We start from the raw sequence: 16301 nt of genomic DNA, 5'->3' as shown, positions 1-16301 counted from the left end.
CCGCGCGGCCGTAACCGCCTGAGTGCCGTGCGATTCCACCTGATCGACCGGATCGACGAGTACGAGCCCCGCAGCCGTGTTCGCGGCCGCAAACTCGTCTCGGCCGCGGAGTCGGGCCTGCGCGAGTCCGCGGACGGTCCGGTCCTCGAATCCGCGCTCGTACTCGAGGCGCTGTGTCAGGCCGGCACATGGCTGATCATGCTGTCCACCGAGCGTCGTAAACGAGCCGCGCTGCTGCAGATCGGCGGCGTCGAGTTCACCGGCGTCGCCCGGCCGGGGGACGTGGTGGTTCTCGAGGGCACCGTGGAGACGATGTCGGACGAGATGGCCGTGTTCTCGGGCACGGCGCAGGTCGACGGCAGCGTGTTGATGCGCGCCACCGACATCATGTGTGCCCTCATCGACGCGGGCGATCTGCAGGACGACGCGCACAGCGGCCGTCTGCTCGAAGGGCTGGTGCGGGCATGAGACGCGTAGCCATTACCGGTATTGGTGCGGTGACGCCAGTCGGTAACGACGCCGACGCCACCTGGAGTGCCCTGCGGGCCGGGCGATCTGGCGTCGGTCCCATCACCTCCTTCGACGTGTCGACCTTCGCCGTCCGGATCGCCGGCATGGTGAAGAACTTCGATGCGGAAGTCGCCATCCCGGATGCCGCGCTACGGCGCAACCTGTCGCGCCCGGGCGCCTTCGGAGTCGCCGCCGCCCTGGAAGCCCTCGCCGATGCAGGACTGTCGGGCGGAGGCGATTACCGGCCGGGCGAGCGCGGCGTGAGCGTCGGCGCCACCGCCGGACGGCCGTCGCTGGCCGAGATGGCGGAGATCTTTCACCGACTACGGGAGTCGCTGCCGCTGTACCAGCAGCCGGTCGAGCATGTGCTCGAACGCGATCAGAACACCCCGGCCGCCGCCATTGCCCGGGCCGGTGGGTGTGCCGGACCCATGGTCGGAGTCTCGACCGCCTGTACCGCCTCCGGTCACGCCCTCGGCGAGGCGTACCGGCTGATCCAGGAGGGGGAGGCCCGGATGATGGTGGCTGGGGGATACGACTCGCTCATCTCCTGGCTGGATGTGCTCGGTTTCTCGCTGCTCGGTGCGCTCACCACCGAGCACGCCGACGAGCCCGAGCGGGCGTCGCGACCGTTCAGCGCCGATCGGTCGGGCTTCGTGCTCGGCGAGGGCGCGGTGATGTTCGTGCTCGAGGATCTGGAATCCGCGCGGCAACGCGGTGCCCACATACACGCCGAGATCGTCGGATACGCGGCCACGATGAACGCCTACCGGATGACCGATCCACCACCGGACGGCGGCGGCGTCAGCCTTGCGATGGCACACGCGCTGGACGACGCAGGGCTGCAACCGTCCGACATCGGATACATCGCCGCGCACGGCACTTCGACACCCGGCAACGACATCTGCGAGACGAGGGCAATCAAGGACGTGTTCGGCGAGCACGCCGACCGGGTCGCCATCAGCTCGGTGAAATCCATGATCGGCCACATCACCGCGGCAGCCGCCGCCGCGGGCCTGCTGGGGGCGTTGGGCGTGCTGCGCACCGGATACGCGCCGCCGACCATCAACCTCGACCGCCCGGATCCCGCGCTGAACCTCGACTATGTCGCCGGCGTCGCCAAACCGGTGGAAACCGATGCCGTCATGGTCAACGCATTCGCGTTCGGCGGCACCAACGCCTGCCTGATCCTGCGGAGGGAGACCCCATGATCGCCACCACGGCACCAGCTCCGACGCTGGTCGGGTTGGACCGGATCGTCACCCTCGAGCCGAGCCGTGCCGCGACAGCGGTGCGTAATGTGCCCAGCACCCTCGACATCTTCGACAGCCACTTCCCGCTTTTTCCGGTACTACCGGGCGTGCTGATCCTCGGGTCCCTGGCCGAGCTGGCGGGGTTGCTGATGACCGAGACCTTCGATGGCACCTGGCAGTTGGCCGCAGCCCACAACGTGCGCTATCGCCACTTCGTACGGCCGGGCGACCGCATGGAATTGAGGGTCGATCTGATCGAACTCGGCGCCTGCTCGGCACGCGTGCTGGTGGACGGCAAGCGGGTGACAACCGTTGCTCGTCTTGTTCTTTCGCAGAGCGATGTCGGCGGTGCGCGATGAAGCGGGTGGTCGTGACCGGCGTCGGACTGGTCACCGGGCTCGGTGTCGGCACAGCACAGACGTGGCATGCGTTGCTGGACGGTAAGAGTGCGGTCGGGGCCCTGCGCGGGTTTGACGCGAGCTCGCTACAGTCGCGACTCGGGGCCGAGGTCATCGACTTCGATCCGGCACCGTTCGCGGTGAACCGGCGGGTGCTGCGGAACATGACACGCAACGACCAATTCGGCGTTGCGGGTGCGGCTTTGGCGCTCGCCGACGCCGGGGTGACTATCGACGATCCGGATCGCACAGGGTTGTTCCTCGGTGGCAACAAGGAGATCTCCGAACCGGCCAAGGTGCTCGACGCGGTGCTGCTGGCTCGCAACCCGGACGGCACCGCCGACCTGGCGCGGATGGGCACCGAGGGCGCGGCACGGTTCTATCCACTGTTCTACGTCGAGGGCCTGCAGGCGGCGGCGCTGTTCTATATCTCGCAGGCGCACGGATTGCGCGGTACCAACACGTATTTCGCTGGCACCGGCGAGGCCGGCGCCACCGCGATCGGTCGGGCCTACCGGGCCGTGCTGCGCGGTGAAGCGGCCGTGGCCGTCGCAGGCGGCTTCGACGATCCCACCTCCTGGTGGAGCATGACGAAACTGGACCCGATGGGTGTGCTCACCACCCGAAACGATCTGGGTGCAGGAGCGATACGGCCCTACGACCGCAACCGAGACGGATTCGTACCGGGTGAGGGCGCCGCATTCTTGGTACTCGAGGACGCCGAATCCGCCGCCAACCGTGGTGCCTCGGTGTACGCCGAGATCGCCGGGTTTGGGCGCGGTTTCGATCCGGAGGGCGCAGCGGGAGTGGTCGGGGCTATCGAGTCGGCGCTCGCCGAAGCCGGTATCGAGCCGGACGCACTCAGCTTGGTCGTCACCGAGGGCGCCGCCTCACCGTCAGGTGATATTGCCGAAATCGCGGCGCTGCGTTCGGTCCTCGGCGACGCGTTGCCGCGACTGTCGGCGACCGCGGTCACGGCGGCGACCGGGTATCTGGTCGCTGGCGCGGGCGCGCTCAACATCGCGGTCGCCGCATTGGCCACTCGGCACGGCGTGGTACCGCCATTGCTCAACATGACCGACCCGGACCCCGCGTGCGCAGGACCGAACTGGGTCGTCGATGTAGCCCGCGAGCAGTCAGTGGGCTACGCCCTTGCACTGACCCGCGGGTTCGCCGGCCAGCATGTCGCACTCGTCCTCCGGACATACACAGGAAGGACACCGCAGTGATGAACACCCCCAGCCAGGGCCGCGTCGTCGTCGTCGGCGTCGGCGCCATCACCTCCCAAGGACCGACCGCCGAGGATCTGTGGCTCGGCGCCAGCCAGGGCCAGGTCGCGATCCGCCCGGTCGAGCACATGTCGATGGACGGGTACCGCACCCGCTTGGCCGGTGAGGTCGTGGCCGGCCACTCCCCTAAGCACGACGTGGGCTATCCGACCGAATTCACCGACCGCGCACTTGATTTCGCACTCATCGCGGCCGAGGAGGCGATGGGGTCGGTAGGACTGGGCAACGACGCCGTCCCGGCCGAGCGCTGGGGCGTGGTGCTCGGCACCTGCAACGCCGGACTGCTCAGCGCCCGGCACTGGTACTTGGCACGCGAGCGCGGCGAGCCCGTCGATCCGCGGGTGCTGCTGTTCACCCCACCGCAGGCCATCGCGGAGGCACTGGCCGGCGCGTTCGGCGTGCGCGGTCCTGTGCTGTCGGTGAACACCGCCTGCGCGGCGGGCGCGAACGCCATCGGCTACGCCGCCGATCTGATCCGCTCCGGCCGCGCCGACGCCGTGCTCGCCGGCGGCACCGACGCGCTGTCGGATGTGCTGGTCGCCGGATTCAACTCGCTGGAGTCGCTGTCCCCCGTGCCCGCGGCGCCGTACTCCAAAGACCGGCAAGGGCTGTCGCTAGGTGAGGGCAGCGGCATGCTGGTGCTGGTGCGCGCCGACCTGGCCCGCGAACTGGGCCGTCCGATCCTGGCCGAGGTGGCCGGGCTCGGGCTCTCGGCCGACGGCTATCACGCCACCGCGCCGCGTCCGGACGGCACCGGCGCCGCGCGGGCCATCCAGGCCGCGCTACGGTCTTCGGGCCGCGCGGCCGAGGACGTGGTCTACGTCAACAGCCATGGCACCGGCACCGCCAAGAACGACCCGGCCGAAACCATGGCGATGAAGGTCGGTCTCGGCGATGCCAGCCGGTCGGTAGCGGTCAGCAGCACCAAATCGATGATCGGTCACCTGCTGGGCGCGGCAGGGGCAGTCGAGGCGATCGTGACCGTGAAGGCGATCGAGGAACAACTGGCCCCACCCACCGCGAGCTTCACCGCCGGTGATCCGGACTGCGATCTGGACTACACGCCGAATGTCGCCCGCCGTCTCGACATCGGCGTCGCCATGTCGAACAACTTCGCCTTTGGTGGTGCCAACGCCTCCCTGGTGCTGACCCGCGACGCGTCCCCGCCCGCTACCCCGACCGCCGACCGCATCGTGATCACCGGCGTCGGCGTCCTCTCCTCGGCTGGAGTGGGTACCGAGGTGCTGCGCGAAGCCTTCGCGAACGACCGCCGATGCACCACCGACGAGTCCGGCGCCCGAGTCGGTCGTGTCCCGCTCGACGTCGGCGAGTACCTGACGACCAAGGCGCGTCGTCGGATGGACCGGCTCGGCATCTTCAGCGTCGTCGCCTCTCGGTTGGCCCTACAGGACGCGGGCCTCACCCTGGATGACGGCAACCGGACCCGCGTCGGCACCGTCCTGGGCACCGGAATCGGCCCGATGGAAACCATCGAGGCATTCGCACGCCCGTTGTTCGAGAGCGGCCCCCGCGCGGCCAACCCCGCCCTGTTCCCGAACACTGTCTACAACGCCGCGACCGGGCAGGTGAGCATGCACGTCGGCGCGGTCGGCCCGACCACCACAGTCACCGCCGGGCACGCGGCCGGTGCGGGCGCGTTGGCCTATGCCTTCGACATCCTGTCCCGCGACGAGGCTGACGGCATGCTGGCGATCGCCGCGGATACCCTCACCGACACCGTGATCGACGCCTACGGCGAGATCGGGCCACTCACCACCGACGGATTCGGCCTGGCCGAGGCCGGTATCGCCGTGCTGCTCGAGCGGGCGAGTGCGGCAGCCGCCCGTGGCGCGAGTCCGCGAGCCGAACTGCTGGGCTACGGAATCGCGTCGGACGGTAGGGGGGTCGGCCGCTGGGATCGCGACGGGCACGGCATCGAGCGAGCGCTGCGGGATGCGTTGGAGCGGGCCGGGCTGCGACCGTCAGACGTCACCGCCGTGTGGACCAACACGATCGGTTTGCCGGACGTAGACGATCCCGAGAACCTGGCCTTGGCGCGGCTCTTCGAGGGTTCTGCCGCACCGCCGAGGATCGCGCCGAAACGGTTGTTCGGCGAGCCGATCGGTGCCGGCGCCCCGCTGGCGTTGGCCGTGGCGACCGCCGGTGAGATGGATGGTCCGGCACTGGTTGTGAGCAGCTCGCTAGGTGGCACTCACATCGGTCTTGTCCTTGGGCCGGTGCGTTGACCGGTAAGGCGCGACCGCTTACCCGCGAGGTCGAAATCGGTGGCCGGCGACTGGGTTACGGCATCCTGCCGGGTAGCGGTCCGCCACTGCTACTGGTGCACGGTGCCGCGGCCCGCTGGCAGGTGTACCGACCGCTGATGCTCGCACTGCAGGCCGGCTACCACCAGTACGCCCCCGACTTGCGCGGCCACGGCGTTTCGGACCGGGCACCCGACTACGGCATCGACGGCTTCGCCTCCGACATCATCGACTTCGCCGACAAAGTGGTCGGCGCACCGGTGCACCTGTTCGGGCATTCGCTGGGCGGCTGGATCGCGCTGACCGTCGCCGCCCGCCGAGCGGACCTGGTGCGGTCGCTGGTCATCGCTGACTCCGGCATCTATCCGGACGACATCCCGCATGAGGTGAGGACGGCCTGGCTGGCCGGGCTGCCGCTGGCCTTGCGATCGCTGGCGACATCGTTGCACCAGTTCGATACCGAGGTGCTCAACCAGTATCACGACAGGCGGATGACCCGCGACTACCACCCGGACGAACTGCTGGCGCGGGTACGCTGCCCGACCCTGCTGATACAGGCCGATCCCGCTTGTGGCGGGTTCATGTCCGACAACGACGTCCGGCGGGCGACCAAGCTGCTCGCCGACGTCCGCCACATCCGCCTCGACGGCGTCGGGCACGGCCTGCACATCGAGGACTCTGCCCGAGTCGCCGACACTTTCCGTGAATTCCATCGGCCCAACCAGTCGATCAGGAGCTGATCATGCCCGCCCTCGCAGACCGCACGAGTAACCTGTTTCCCTCGATGATCATCCGCTCACCACTGCACCGCCTGCGCGGCGGCGTGGAATTGGATGCGGCGCAATGAGCACTCGCAGGGTCGTCATCGTCGGCGCCGGTATCGGCGGACTGACCGCCGCTATCGCCCTGCGCCGCATCGGAATCGATGTCGTCGTCATCGAGAGGGCAGGTGCCGACGAGCTCGCCAAGGGCGTGGGAGTCCACCTGTGGAGCAACGCCATGCGCGCCCTGCAGCACATCGACCTCGCCGATCAGGTGGCTGAGATCGGCACAAAGGTCACCGCGCACCGCAACCTCGACTGGCGGGGACGTCCGCTGGGTTCGTTCGACCTGGCAGCGCTGAGTGACGAGTTCGGCGCGCCGTCGGTGGGAATGAGCCACCCTGATCTACACCGCCTGCTGCTGCAGACCCTCGGTCCGGATGTGCTGAGGCTGAACTCGGAGCTGATCGGCTTCGAGCAGAACACCAAGCGTGTGGTGGTCCGCCTCGCCGACGGCAGCGTGGAGCGCGGTGATCTGCTGATCGGTGCCGACGGCATCGCATCGATGGTCCGCCGGCAGTTGCACGGCCCGACTCGGCCCCGGTATTCCGGAATGGCGGCCTGGCACGGCATCACCGACTACACCGATCCGCAGATCCCCGTCGGCGAGATGCGGATCTATTGGGGTCCGGGTGCGCGGATCCTGCACTATCACGTGACCGGTCAACGCCTGTACTGGCTCGCGATGCTGAAATCGCCGCCCAGCGCGCCCGAGCCGCCAGCCGGACGCCAGGCCGCGGTACTGAAGACGTACCGCGGCTGGCCCGCCCACATCCAGCGGATGATCGCCGCCACCGAGCCCGATGCCATCCTGCGCAGCGACGTCGTCGACCGGGATCCCCTGCGGCACTGGGGATTCGAACGCGCCAGTCTGCTCGGTGACGCCGCGCACCCGATGACGCCCGACATGGCGCAGGGCGCGGGGCAGGCTGTCGAGGACGCGGTCTGTCTGGCCCGCGTCCTCAAGGCGGCGGCCGATCCCGTCGCGGCGCTTCGCGAGTACGAGCAGCGCCGCACGGGCCGCGCCAACGAGTTCGTCAAAATCTCGCGGATGGTGAGTCGGATGAGCTTGCTCGAGGCCGCTCCGCTGCGGGTGGTGCGCGACAAGGTCGCGCTGCGCGCCGTCTACGCCATTCAGCGGTCCCGCTCCAAAGCTCGCACCGATCTCATTGCCCATCCGTAGAAAGACGCAGCCTCATCTCCGTCGAGACTGCAACCAGGCCCCCGTTCGTACAGGCGCCGGCATTGTCCTAGTCGACCCGTCGCGTCGCCGGACTGCTGTCGTTGATCATGATTTCCACGCTGACCGTCGGGTTGGTAAGTCTCGGCGCGGCTCTGCTGCGTCGATAGCCGGATCGAACCCGTCTTGTCGAAGATTTCCGCTGAGGAGTGACTGGCGTGTTCACCCGTATCGCCATCGTCAACCGTGGTGAGGCGGCTCGCCGCCTGATCCACGCGGTCCGCGAGTGCAATGCCGAACACCGCGACCGCGAACCGATCCAGACCATTGCGCTGTACACCGATGGTGAACGGCACGCCGGTTTCGTGCGCGAGGCCGACCAGCGATACTGCCTTGGTCCCGCCTCGGCACGTCCGTACCTGGACCTGGCGGTGCTGGAGCGGGCGCTGACCGATACCGGGGCCGACGCCGCCTGGGCTGGTTGGGGGTTTGTCGCCGAGGATCCCGCATTTGTGGAACTGTGCGACCGGCTCGGGGTTACCTTCATCGGCCCGAGTGCGGAAGCGATGCGGGCACTGGGCGACAAGATCGGTGCCAAGCTGCTGGCCGAGCAGGTCGGCATCCCGGTCGCGGCGTGGAGCCGGGGACCCGTCCAGTCGCTTGACGCCGCCCTGGCGCAGGCGGCCGAGATCGGATATCCGATGATGCTCAAGGCAACCGCCGGTGGCGGTGGCCGTGGCATCCGCATCGTCGGATCGCCCGACGAACTGCGCGATGCCTACGCCCGCACCAGCGAGGAGGCGACGCGAGCCTTTGGCAACGGGGTGGTGTTCCTCGAGCGGCTGGTCACCGGTGCCCGCCACGTCGAGGTGCAGGTGATTGCCGACGCGCACGGCACCGCCTGGGCCCTGGGGGTGCGTGACTGCACCGTGCAGCGGCGCAACCAGAAGATCATCGAGGAATCAGCCTCACCGCTGCTGAACCGGGACCAAATCGCGACGGTGAAGGATTCGGCCGAACGGCTCGCTCTGGCCGTCGGCTACCGCGGCGCGTGCACGGTCGAATTCCTGTACCAGCCGCAGGAGCAACTCTTCGCCTTCCTCGAGGTGAACACCCGACTGCAGGTCGAGCACCCGGTCACCGAACTGACCACCGGCATCGATCTGGTCAAGGCACAGATCGAGGTGGCAGCCGGGCTGCCGTTGCGCGGCGATCGTCCGGTCGAACGTGGGCACGCCGTCGAGGCGCGGCTCAACGCCGAGGACGCCGACCGCGACTTCGCGCCCGCGCCGGGCCGTATCGAGCTGCTGCGCTGGCCTGGGGGACCAGGCGTGCGCATCGACACCGGTATCGTCGAAGGCGACGAGATACCATCGGATTTCGACTCGATGATCGCGAAGATCATTGCCTACGGTCGCGATCGTGACGAGGCACTGGCCCGGCTACGCCGCGCGGTCGCCGAGACCACCGTCGTCATCGAGGGCGGCGCCACCAACAAGAGCTTGCTGATGTCGCTGCTGGACGCCCCCGAGGTCATCGACGCCACCGCCGACACCCGCTGGGTGGATCGAGTCCGGGCAGCGGGCGGACTGGCTGCCATCCAGCAGATCGGCATCGCCCTGGCCGCCGCCGCCATCGCCAGCTACGACGAGGAGGAGCACGCGCGCAGGACCCGCCTATGGGAAACCGGCCGCGGCGGACGGCCGCAGACTCTGGATGAACCCGCCCGGGCCGTCGAGGTGAAACTGGCAGGCCGCGGCTATCCGGTGACGGCTGCCCGCATCGGTGCGCACCGCTACCGGATCGGCATCGACGACATCTCGTTCGACGCCGATATCGAACGGCAAGACCGGTACTCGAGCCGGCTGACGGTCGGCGACCGTAGCTACCGGATCATCACCGCGACTCACGGCACCGTGCACGTCGTCGAGGTCGATGGCGTCGCGCACCGGGTCAGCCGGGACGAGGGCGGTGCGGTGCGGGCACCCGCACCCGCGCTGGTCGTGGCCACACCGGTTGCAGAAGGCGCCGAGATCGCCGCCGGGGCTCCGGTGCTCGTGCTGGAAAGCATGAAGATGGAGACCGTGCTACCCGCGCCGTTCGGCGCCCGGGTGCGCAAGCTGCTGGTTTCAGTCGGCAGCCAGGTAGACACGGGAACGCTACTGGCACAACTGGATCCAGTAGGGGAAGACGCCGACCCGGTGCGACACGAGCCGGTCGACCTGATGCTGCCGCTATTGTCTGCCGACGACTCCGCGGCCCTTCGCGCGCAGCTGACGCTGAATGAACTGTCCAGCGCGGTGCTGGGTTTCGATCGAGCGGACGATCCGCATCCGGCGCTGTCGCGCTACCTGCGCGACCGTAGTGGCCTGGTGGCCGAATACGGCGCGCCTTTGGCCGGCGAAGCCGCCCTGATCGAGTCGTTCTGCGACATCGTCGAACTGTCCACCCCGGAGCCGGAGGAGTCGTCGCACCGCAGCCGCCACGAACAGCTGCACACCTACCTGCAAAGCCTGGACGTGAACCGAGGCGCACTGTCACCGGGCTTCCGGCACACGCTGGACAGCATCCTGGCCCGCTACGGAGTCACGGAAGTCGATCGCGCGCCTGAGCTGGAGCAGGCGGTGTATCGCATCGTGCTGGCCTGCAAGCGCTTCAATGACAGCTCCCGGGTAGTGCAGGAGCTGTTGAAGGTGTGGCTTGGTGAGCCGCGCCCGGTCGAGGACGGTATCCGCCCCGCGTTGGATCGGCTGATCAGAGTCGTCGCCGGCCGCTCGCCCCTGCTGGCCGATCTGGCTCGTAGCGTGGTGTTCCGCTGGTATCTGCACCCGGAGGCGGAGGGCGCCCGGGCGGCGATGCTGGCCGGGGTACCCGACGAGCTTCGTGCGCTCGCCGACATGCCGGATTCCCCCGAGCGCTCCCGGCGAATCGCGGCCATCGCCGATATTCCGGAATCACTGGATCGCATCGTGGTAGCGAGGCTGTTCCAGGACACCTATGCCCCGGTGGATCCATTGCTGGAGGTGCTGTGCCGCCGCCGTTACGGCGAGCAACGGCTGGGCGCGGTACGCACCCTCACTGTGGCCGGTCGGGCGTTCGTGGTCTGCGACTACCGGCTTGAGTTGCGCCCGCGCCACGTCGTGCCTACCATCTGCGCCGCGACCGTAGGCCGGATGACGGACCTGCGCGACGGCGCGTCCGGCACATTGGTGAGCACGCTACGTGATCTGCTCGACGCCGCACCGGCCAACCATGTGCGGGTGGCGGACCTCCTGCTGGCCTGGCCGGACGCGCCCGCCTCGGTCGAGGAGCGGGCGGCCGAACTGCTGGCCGCGCTGCGGCATACCGGGCTGGCGGGGCATGCGCGCCGTATCAGCGTCGCGTTGCCACCTCCCGACGGCGGGCCGTTGGAACACTTCACGTTCCGGCGGCGCGCGGCGGGCCTGGTGGAGGACACGGTGATCCGTGGTGTGCATCCGCTGATCGGGCGGCGGCTGCATCTCTGGCGGCTGCGCGACTTCCACCTGACCCAGCTTCCCGCACCGCCGGACATGCTGCTGTATCACGCCGTAGCCAAGGACAATCCGACCGATCAGCGACTGGTCGCCATGGCGCAGTTGCGGCGCTTCGAACCGGTTCGCGACTCCGACGGGGCGATCATCGCCGTACGTGGTGCGGAGACCGTCCTCAGCGTCTGCGCCGAGGCGGTCGCCAAGGCGCGCCGTGAGTTGGACCCGGCAGGGGGCCGGCTGGATCTGAACCACGTCTGGCTCGACATTCGCCCGTTCATCGACGTCGACACGGCGCAGTTGGCGGACTGGCTACACGCCACCGCGCCGCAGATCGTGCGGGCCGGCATCCAGGACGTGGTGGTGCACGGGCGGGTGCGCCAGCCAAACGACTCGTACGAATTCCAGGTCACCCGGTTCTGCTATGACCTCAGCGGTGGCACCGAAGTGTCGGTCGAGTCCGCGCCGACGGAACCGCTCGCGCCACTGAACGACTACGACCAGAAGGTGCTGCGGGTGCGCCGGCGCGGTGCGGTGTATCCCTACGAGCTGATCGACCTTGTGCGCGGCCCCGGAGGCGAGTTCACCGAATTCGACCTCGAAGGGGAGTCTCTCGTCGAGGTGGACCGGCCGCGCGGGCGCAACCGCGCGGGCATCGTGGTCGGGTTGGTGTCCACGCCAACCGAGCTGTATCCCGAGGGAGTACGCCGCGTCGCGCTGTTCGGGGATCCCCACCGGGCGCTGGGCGCGCTGGCCGAACCCGAGTGTGCCCGGATTGTCGCGGCACTGGACCTCGCTGAGCGGGAACGCATGCCGGTGGAGTGGTATGCGATATCGGCGGGCGCACGGATCTCGATGGACTCCGGCACCGAGAACATGGACTGGGTGGCCCGGGCGCTGCGCCGGATAGTGCAGTTCACCCAGGACGGCGGCGAGATCAACATCGTGGTCGCCGGAATCAACGTCGGCGCTCAGCCGTACTGGAACGCCGAGGCGACGATGCTGATGCACACCAAGGGAATTCTGGTGATGACGCCCGCCGGTGCGATGGTGCTGACCGGCAAGCAGTCGCTCGATTTCTCCGGCGGTGTCTCGGCGGAGGACAACTTCGGCATCGGCGGCTACGCCCGGGTGATGGGACCCAACGGGCAGGCCCAGTACTTCGTCCCGACCCTGGCTGCGGCGCAGGAAATTCTGCTGAGCCACTACGCGCACACGTACGTGACCCAGGGCGAGCGGGGACCACGCCGCGCGTCGACCATCGACCCGGTCACCCGAGACGTCACCGCGTCCCCGCACCACCACCCCGACAGTGACTTCATCACCGTCGGCGACATCTTTTCCGCGACCGCGAATCCGGACCGCAAGAAGCCGTTCGCGATTCGCGCGGTGCTGCAGGCGGTCTCGGACCAGGACCACCCATTGGTGGAACGCTGGGCAGACATGGCCGAGGCTGAGACCGCGGTCGTGGCCGACGCCCGCATCGACGGTTGGCCGGTATGCCTGATCGGCATCGAGTCCGGGCCGGTCGCACGGCATGGCTTCCCGCCTGCGGACGGACCCGAATCCTTCACCGCCGGAACGCTCTTCCCGTTGTCGTCGAAGAAGGTGGCGCGAGCGATCAACACCGCCAGCGGCAACCGTCCGGTGGTAATGCTGGCGAACCTGTCCGGGTTCGATGGATCACCGGAGTCTCTGCGGCGGCTGCAACTTGAGTACGGCGCCGAGATCGGCCGCGCCATCGTCAACTTCGATGGCAAAGTGGTGTTTTGTGTCATTTCCCGCTACCACGGCGGTGCGTTTGTGGTGTTCTCCAAGGCGCTCAATCCGAACATGACCGTGCTCGCCGTCGAGGGCTCGTTCGCCTCGGTCATCGGCGGCGCCCCCGCCGCCGCGGTCGTTTTCGCCCGTACCGTCGACGCCCGCACCACCGACGATCCACGCATTCGCGGGCTCGAGCAGCGCATCGCCGCCACTGATGTTGCGGAGAAACGCGCCGACCTGGTGACTGAACTCGCTGACCTACGCACCGCTGTGCGAGCTGAGCACCTGTCCGCCCTGGCTGCAGAATTCGACCGGGTGCACAGCATCGAACGCGCGGTGCGGGTCGGCTCGGTCGATGCGGTCATACCGGCATCCGAACTTCGCGCGCGGATCGCGGCGGCGATCGAGCGGACCGGCTGACTATGACCACAGTCGGTGACACCGGAGGCGTTGATCGTTGCCGCTGCGCTGGTGTTTTGAGGGTGTACTGGTGATCCGGATGTAGCGAGGTCTCCGGTGGATGTTTCGTCGACGAAGAAGAACATCTGCACGGAGACCTCGCACAGGCCGGCGCTCAGTCGGCGTGGCCACGCCCAGCGGCGGCCATGGCATGTCCGGGCCGAATTCCAGCGTGTGCCCGCGAGGATCAGTGCCGCTGCCGACAGGCCAGCACCGACGGCCCACACCAGCGCCGGCACCACCTGCCAGGCGCCGACCGGGTACGCCAGTGCGGGTCCGGCCACGGCCCAGATCCCGCTCACGACGAGCTTCAGCCGTTCGGGGTGTCGCACCGTTGAGAGGAGAAGGACCAGACCCCGCCGAGGCTGAGGAGTACGGTGACCGCGATGGCCAGCGAACCCGGCCCGGCAGGACCCCGATCCGGTAAGGCTCGTCCCACGAGCAGCCCTTAACCCAATTCGGTTACCGACCGGTCGGTGTTGCCGAGGACGACGGCTCGGCGCCCAGCTGTGCGATCGAAACCCACAAATGATCGGAACCCGCCGCTACCACCGTTGTGCCAGGTGATGTCCAGTGGGGGTTCCGAGCTGATGGTATCGCTGAACCAGCCGTAGCCGGTCCGGGACTGTCCCGGACAGCCGAGCGAACAGCGTCACGCATCGCCGACAGCGGATGCGAGACGGAGCCGCCGAATCCGCAGTCGCCCCAGCGTACGACACTAGGCCGACGTCAGCGCTGACATCATGCGCGCCTGGCCAGGCGCGAGTTCGCCTTCCGCGCGGGCCTTGTTCAGCGCGGTCGCCCACCAGGCGAGGTCGTCGAGCATGATTCGCAGACCGACGTCCGTCGCGCGGTCGACCGGCTCCCCGGCTGCGGTGAAGGCCGTCTGTACGAAGGGCAGCAAGACGGTACTGCGCAGCGGCACGGCATCGGCCGCGATGACGATCTGCGCCAGATGCTGGACGGCCCGGCTGCCACCCCCGATGCCAGCGCTGTAGCCGACGGCTGCCACCGGCTTGTTGCGGAAGCCGAATGCGGGCCACACGCTGTCGATGGCGTTCTTCAGGCTGCCGGGCAGACTGTGGTGGTACTCCGGGGTGATGACGATGAAGGCGTCGGCCTCCTGCACCTTCGTGTTCCAGGCTCGCAGGACCGGGTCGGAGCAGGTGGGGTCGTCGATGTCGCCGACCGTACCCAGGTGTTCGGCGAACATCGGCAACGCCCAGTCCCGCAGATCGGCGATCTCGACCTCGAAGCCACCGTGCGCGCTGACCCGCGACGCCAGCCAGGGCAGGACCAGGTCGGCAGCCCGGACGGGGCGGATGCTGCCGACGACGACCAGGAGCTTCGTCATACCTGTTCTCCGTATCCGTAGGGCCCGGCGGCGGCCTGAGGACCGCGCGCCGGGCGGATCTACTCGCCGGTGCGGATGCGGGCCCGTTCACCGGAAGACAGCGGGCCGGCGCGGCGCGGGACCGGCGCAGTTGCCGGCGAAGGACCGCGTAAGAGGCCGCCGCCAGGTGGCCGGGCTGGGCACCGCAGGGTCCACCCGCGTCGTCAGTGCGGGAGTTCGCCCGCGGTCTTGATGCCTGCCGGGTTGCTGATAAGGCAGCGCCAGGCGCCATCGGCGCCGCGCCGGAGCACATCGACGGCGGTGCCTTCGATGCGCAGGTGCTTGCCATCCGGGGTGGTTCCCTCGTGCACGTAGTCGTTGATCAGCAGGGCGATGTCCCCGGTGATGTACTGGTGGCGGATGGCGACCTTGATAGGCAGGAAGTGCGGGAGCTTCTCCTGGTTGCGTGCGCGCCGTTCGTCGCCGGCCAGGACCTCGCCGGGGGCCAGGACCAGCAGCGCGTCGGGCTCGAAGAGTTCCTCGAGCAGGTCGAGGTTGCGGGTGTTGAAGGCGTGCTCGAACAGCGGCACGAGTTCCTCGGGATCGGCCGGTGCGGTGAGCGGCTTCTCGGGTGCGTTCGACATGGGTCGCAGCACATCGGGACCGGGACGCGCCGGTCAACGGTGGCGGCCCGGTTGTGTCAGGTCGGTGGCGGAAACGGCCCGGAGGTGACTAACTAAGGTTCGTGCCGTTTGTCGGCGCGGTCGCGGTCGACAGGATGCCCGTAGATGGTCCGTGCGATGCCCAGGCGCATCGACCCGTGAGGAGCGTTCTGTGATCAAGGTGGCAATCCTCTTCCACTCCCGCAGCGGGAATACCCACCAGCTCGCCGTGGCCGCGGCCGCCGCGGCGGTGAAGGCTGGCGCCGAAGCGCAGCTCTACAGGGTTCCTGACCTGCCCAATCCCATCGTGTTGGACCGCAAGGTGTACGCCGAGCTCAACGCCGAGACGGCGGACGTGCCGGTGGCGACCATGGCGGATCTGGTGGCGGCTGACGCCATCATGATTGGCACGCCGGTGCACTTCGGCCTGCCGGCTCCGCAGATTATCGACTTCATCGACCACTCCGGCCCGGTTGCCATTCCGGGCGACCTGGCCAACAAGGTGGTGAGCGTTTTCGCGTCCGCCTCGATGCCGCACGCTGGCGCGCAGACGGCCATCCTGGCTCTGCACAACGTCATCTGCCACTGGGGTTCGCTGATCGTGCCCAACGGTTCCAGCGTCGCGGTGCTGGGGCTGCCGAACAACGGCGCCCCGTACGGCACGTGCAGCGTTTCCCGGCACGAGGCGAGCAACGTCCACGAGGACAACCTCGCGGCGATCGAGTACCAGGCGCTGCGTCTGGTCGAGGTGGCCACCGCATTCAAGATCGGGCGGGAGCAGACCACCTCGGCGATCCAGTACGTGGGTCCCGACGTGCTGAAGAAGTACGACCTCTGATTCCTCTGATTCCCGTTCTGG

General features: G+C 68.5%; 11 protein-coding genes. 9 read left to right on the top strand and 2 right to left on the bottom strand.

All coding sequences use genetic code 11. The features are described from left to right. Positions 1-27: 27 nt before the first annotated feature. From AB0C01_RS14190 to AB0C01_RS14155, 8 genes are all read left to right on the top strand, one after another. Positions 28-468, top strand: coding sequence for a hypothetical protein (locus AB0C01_RS14190; RefSeq protein ID WP_357252455.1), 441 nt, complete (start codon positions 28-30; stop codon positions 466-468). Next, the gene (locus tag AB0C01_RS14185; protein WP_357252547.1) at positions 465-1721 is read left to right on the top strand and encodes a beta-ketoacyl-[acyl-carrier-protein] synthase family protein; all 1257 of its coding nucleotides are present in this window, start codon (positions 465-467) and stop codon (positions 1719-1721) included. The genes AB0C01_RS14190 and AB0C01_RS14185 overlap by 4 nt, the downstream gene beginning before the upstream one ends. Continuing rightward, on the top strand, positions 1718-2122 hold the full coding sequence (locus tag AB0C01_RS14180) for a hypothetical protein (protein ID WP_357571308.1): 405 nt from the start codon (positions 1718-1720) through the stop codon (positions 2120-2122). The genes AB0C01_RS14185 and AB0C01_RS14180 overlap by 4 nt, the downstream gene beginning before the upstream one ends. Beyond that, a complete protein-coding gene (locus tag AB0C01_RS14175) occupies positions 2119-3390 on the top strand; it encodes a beta-ketoacyl synthase N-terminal-like domain-containing protein (protein ID WP_357252449.1) in 1272 nt (423 codons plus the stop codon). Before AB0C01_RS14180 ends, AB0C01_RS14175 begins: the two co-directional genes overlap by 4 nt. Further along, positions 3390-5696, top strand: coding sequence for a beta-ketoacyl-[acyl-carrier-protein] synthase family protein (locus AB0C01_RS14170; protein WP_357571338.1), 2307 nt, complete (start codon positions 3390-3392; stop codon positions 5694-5696). Before AB0C01_RS14175 ends, AB0C01_RS14170 begins: the two co-directional genes overlap by 1 nt. Next, positions 5693-6454 carry an alpha/beta fold hydrolase gene (locus AB0C01_RS14165; RefSeq protein ID WP_357571307.1) on the top strand — a complete coding sequence of 254 codons (762 nt, stop codon included), beginning with the start codon at positions 5693-5695 and terminating at the stop codon, positions 6452-6454. The genes AB0C01_RS14170 and AB0C01_RS14165 overlap by 4 nt, the downstream gene beginning before the upstream one ends. Positions 6455-6557: 103 nt before the next feature. After that, positions 6558-7718, top strand: a complete 1161-nt coding sequence (locus tag AB0C01_RS14160) for an FAD-dependent monooxygenase (protein WP_357571306.1) — start codon at positions 6558-6560, stop codon at positions 7716-7718. A 215-nt stretch (positions 7719-7933) separates the two neighbouring features. After that, positions 7934-13408, top strand: a complete 5475-nt coding sequence (locus AB0C01_RS14155) for a biotin carboxylase N-terminal domain-containing protein (RefSeq protein ID WP_357571305.1) — start codon at positions 7934-7936, stop codon at positions 13406-13408. Positions 13409-14165: 757 nt separating this feature from the next. On the opposite strand, the gene AB0C01_RS14150 is transcribed toward AB0C01_RS14155, so the two are convergent. Beyond that, positions 14166-14801 (bottom strand): NAD(P)H-dependent oxidoreductase, encoded by a 636-nt coding sequence (locus AB0C01_RS14150; protein WP_357252438.1) that lies wholly within the window; start codon positions 14799-14801, stop codon positions 14166-14168. 203 nt (positions 14802-15004) lie between these two features. Next, positions 15005-15424, bottom strand: a complete 420-nt coding sequence (locus AB0C01_RS14145) for a nuclear transport factor 2 family protein (RefSeq protein WP_357252435.1) — start codon at positions 15422-15424, stop codon at positions 15005-15007. Between the two features lie 151 nt (positions 15425-15575). Between AB0C01_RS14145 and AB0C01_RS14140 the strand changes: the two genes are divergently transcribed. Next, positions 15576-16280, top strand: coding sequence for an NAD(P)H-dependent oxidoreductase (locus AB0C01_RS14140; RefSeq protein ID WP_357252432.1), 705 nt, complete (start codon positions 15576-15578; stop codon positions 16278-16280). The last annotated feature ends 21 nt before the right edge of the window (positions 16281-16301 follow it).

Source organism: Micromonospora sp. NPDC048905, assembly GCF_040649655.1.
In the GTDB taxonomy this organism is placed as follows: domain Bacteria; phylum Actinomycetota; class Actinomycetes; order Mycobacteriales; family Micromonosporaceae; genus Micromonospora.
Note: the sequence above shows the minus strand (reverse complement) of the source record. Positions and strands in the feature narration are given on the sequence as shown.

Bases quoted from the DNA above. Each gene is read 5' to 3' on its own strand.
- AB0C01_RS14185 (WP_357252547.1), top strand. From the start codon at position 465: ATGAGACGCGTAGCCATTACCGGTATTGGTGCGGTGACGCCAGTCGGT.
- AB0C01_RS14180 (WP_357571308.1), top strand. From the start codon at position 1,718: ATGATCGCCACCACGGCACCAGCTCCGACGCTGGTCGGGTTGGACCGG.
- AB0C01_RS14175 (WP_357252449.1), top strand. From the start codon at position 2,119: ATGAAGCGGGTGGTCGTGACCGGCGTCGGACTGGTCACCGGGCTCGGT.
- AB0C01_RS14170 (WP_357571338.1), top strand. From the start codon at position 3,390: ATGAACACCCCCAGCCAGGGCCGCGTCGTCGTCGTCGGCGTCGGCGCC.
- AB0C01_RS14160 (WP_357571306.1), top strand. From the start codon at position 6,558: ATGAGCACTCGCAGGGTCGTCATCGTCGGCGCCGGTATCGGCGGACTG.
- AB0C01_RS14150 (WP_357252438.1), bottom strand. From the start codon at position 14,801: ATGACGAAGCTCCTGGTCGTCGTCGGCAGCATCCGCCCCGTCCGGGCT.
- AB0C01_RS14145 (WP_357252435.1), bottom strand. From the start codon at position 15,424: ATGTCGAACGCACCCGAGAAGCCGCTCACCGCACCGGCCGATCCCGAG.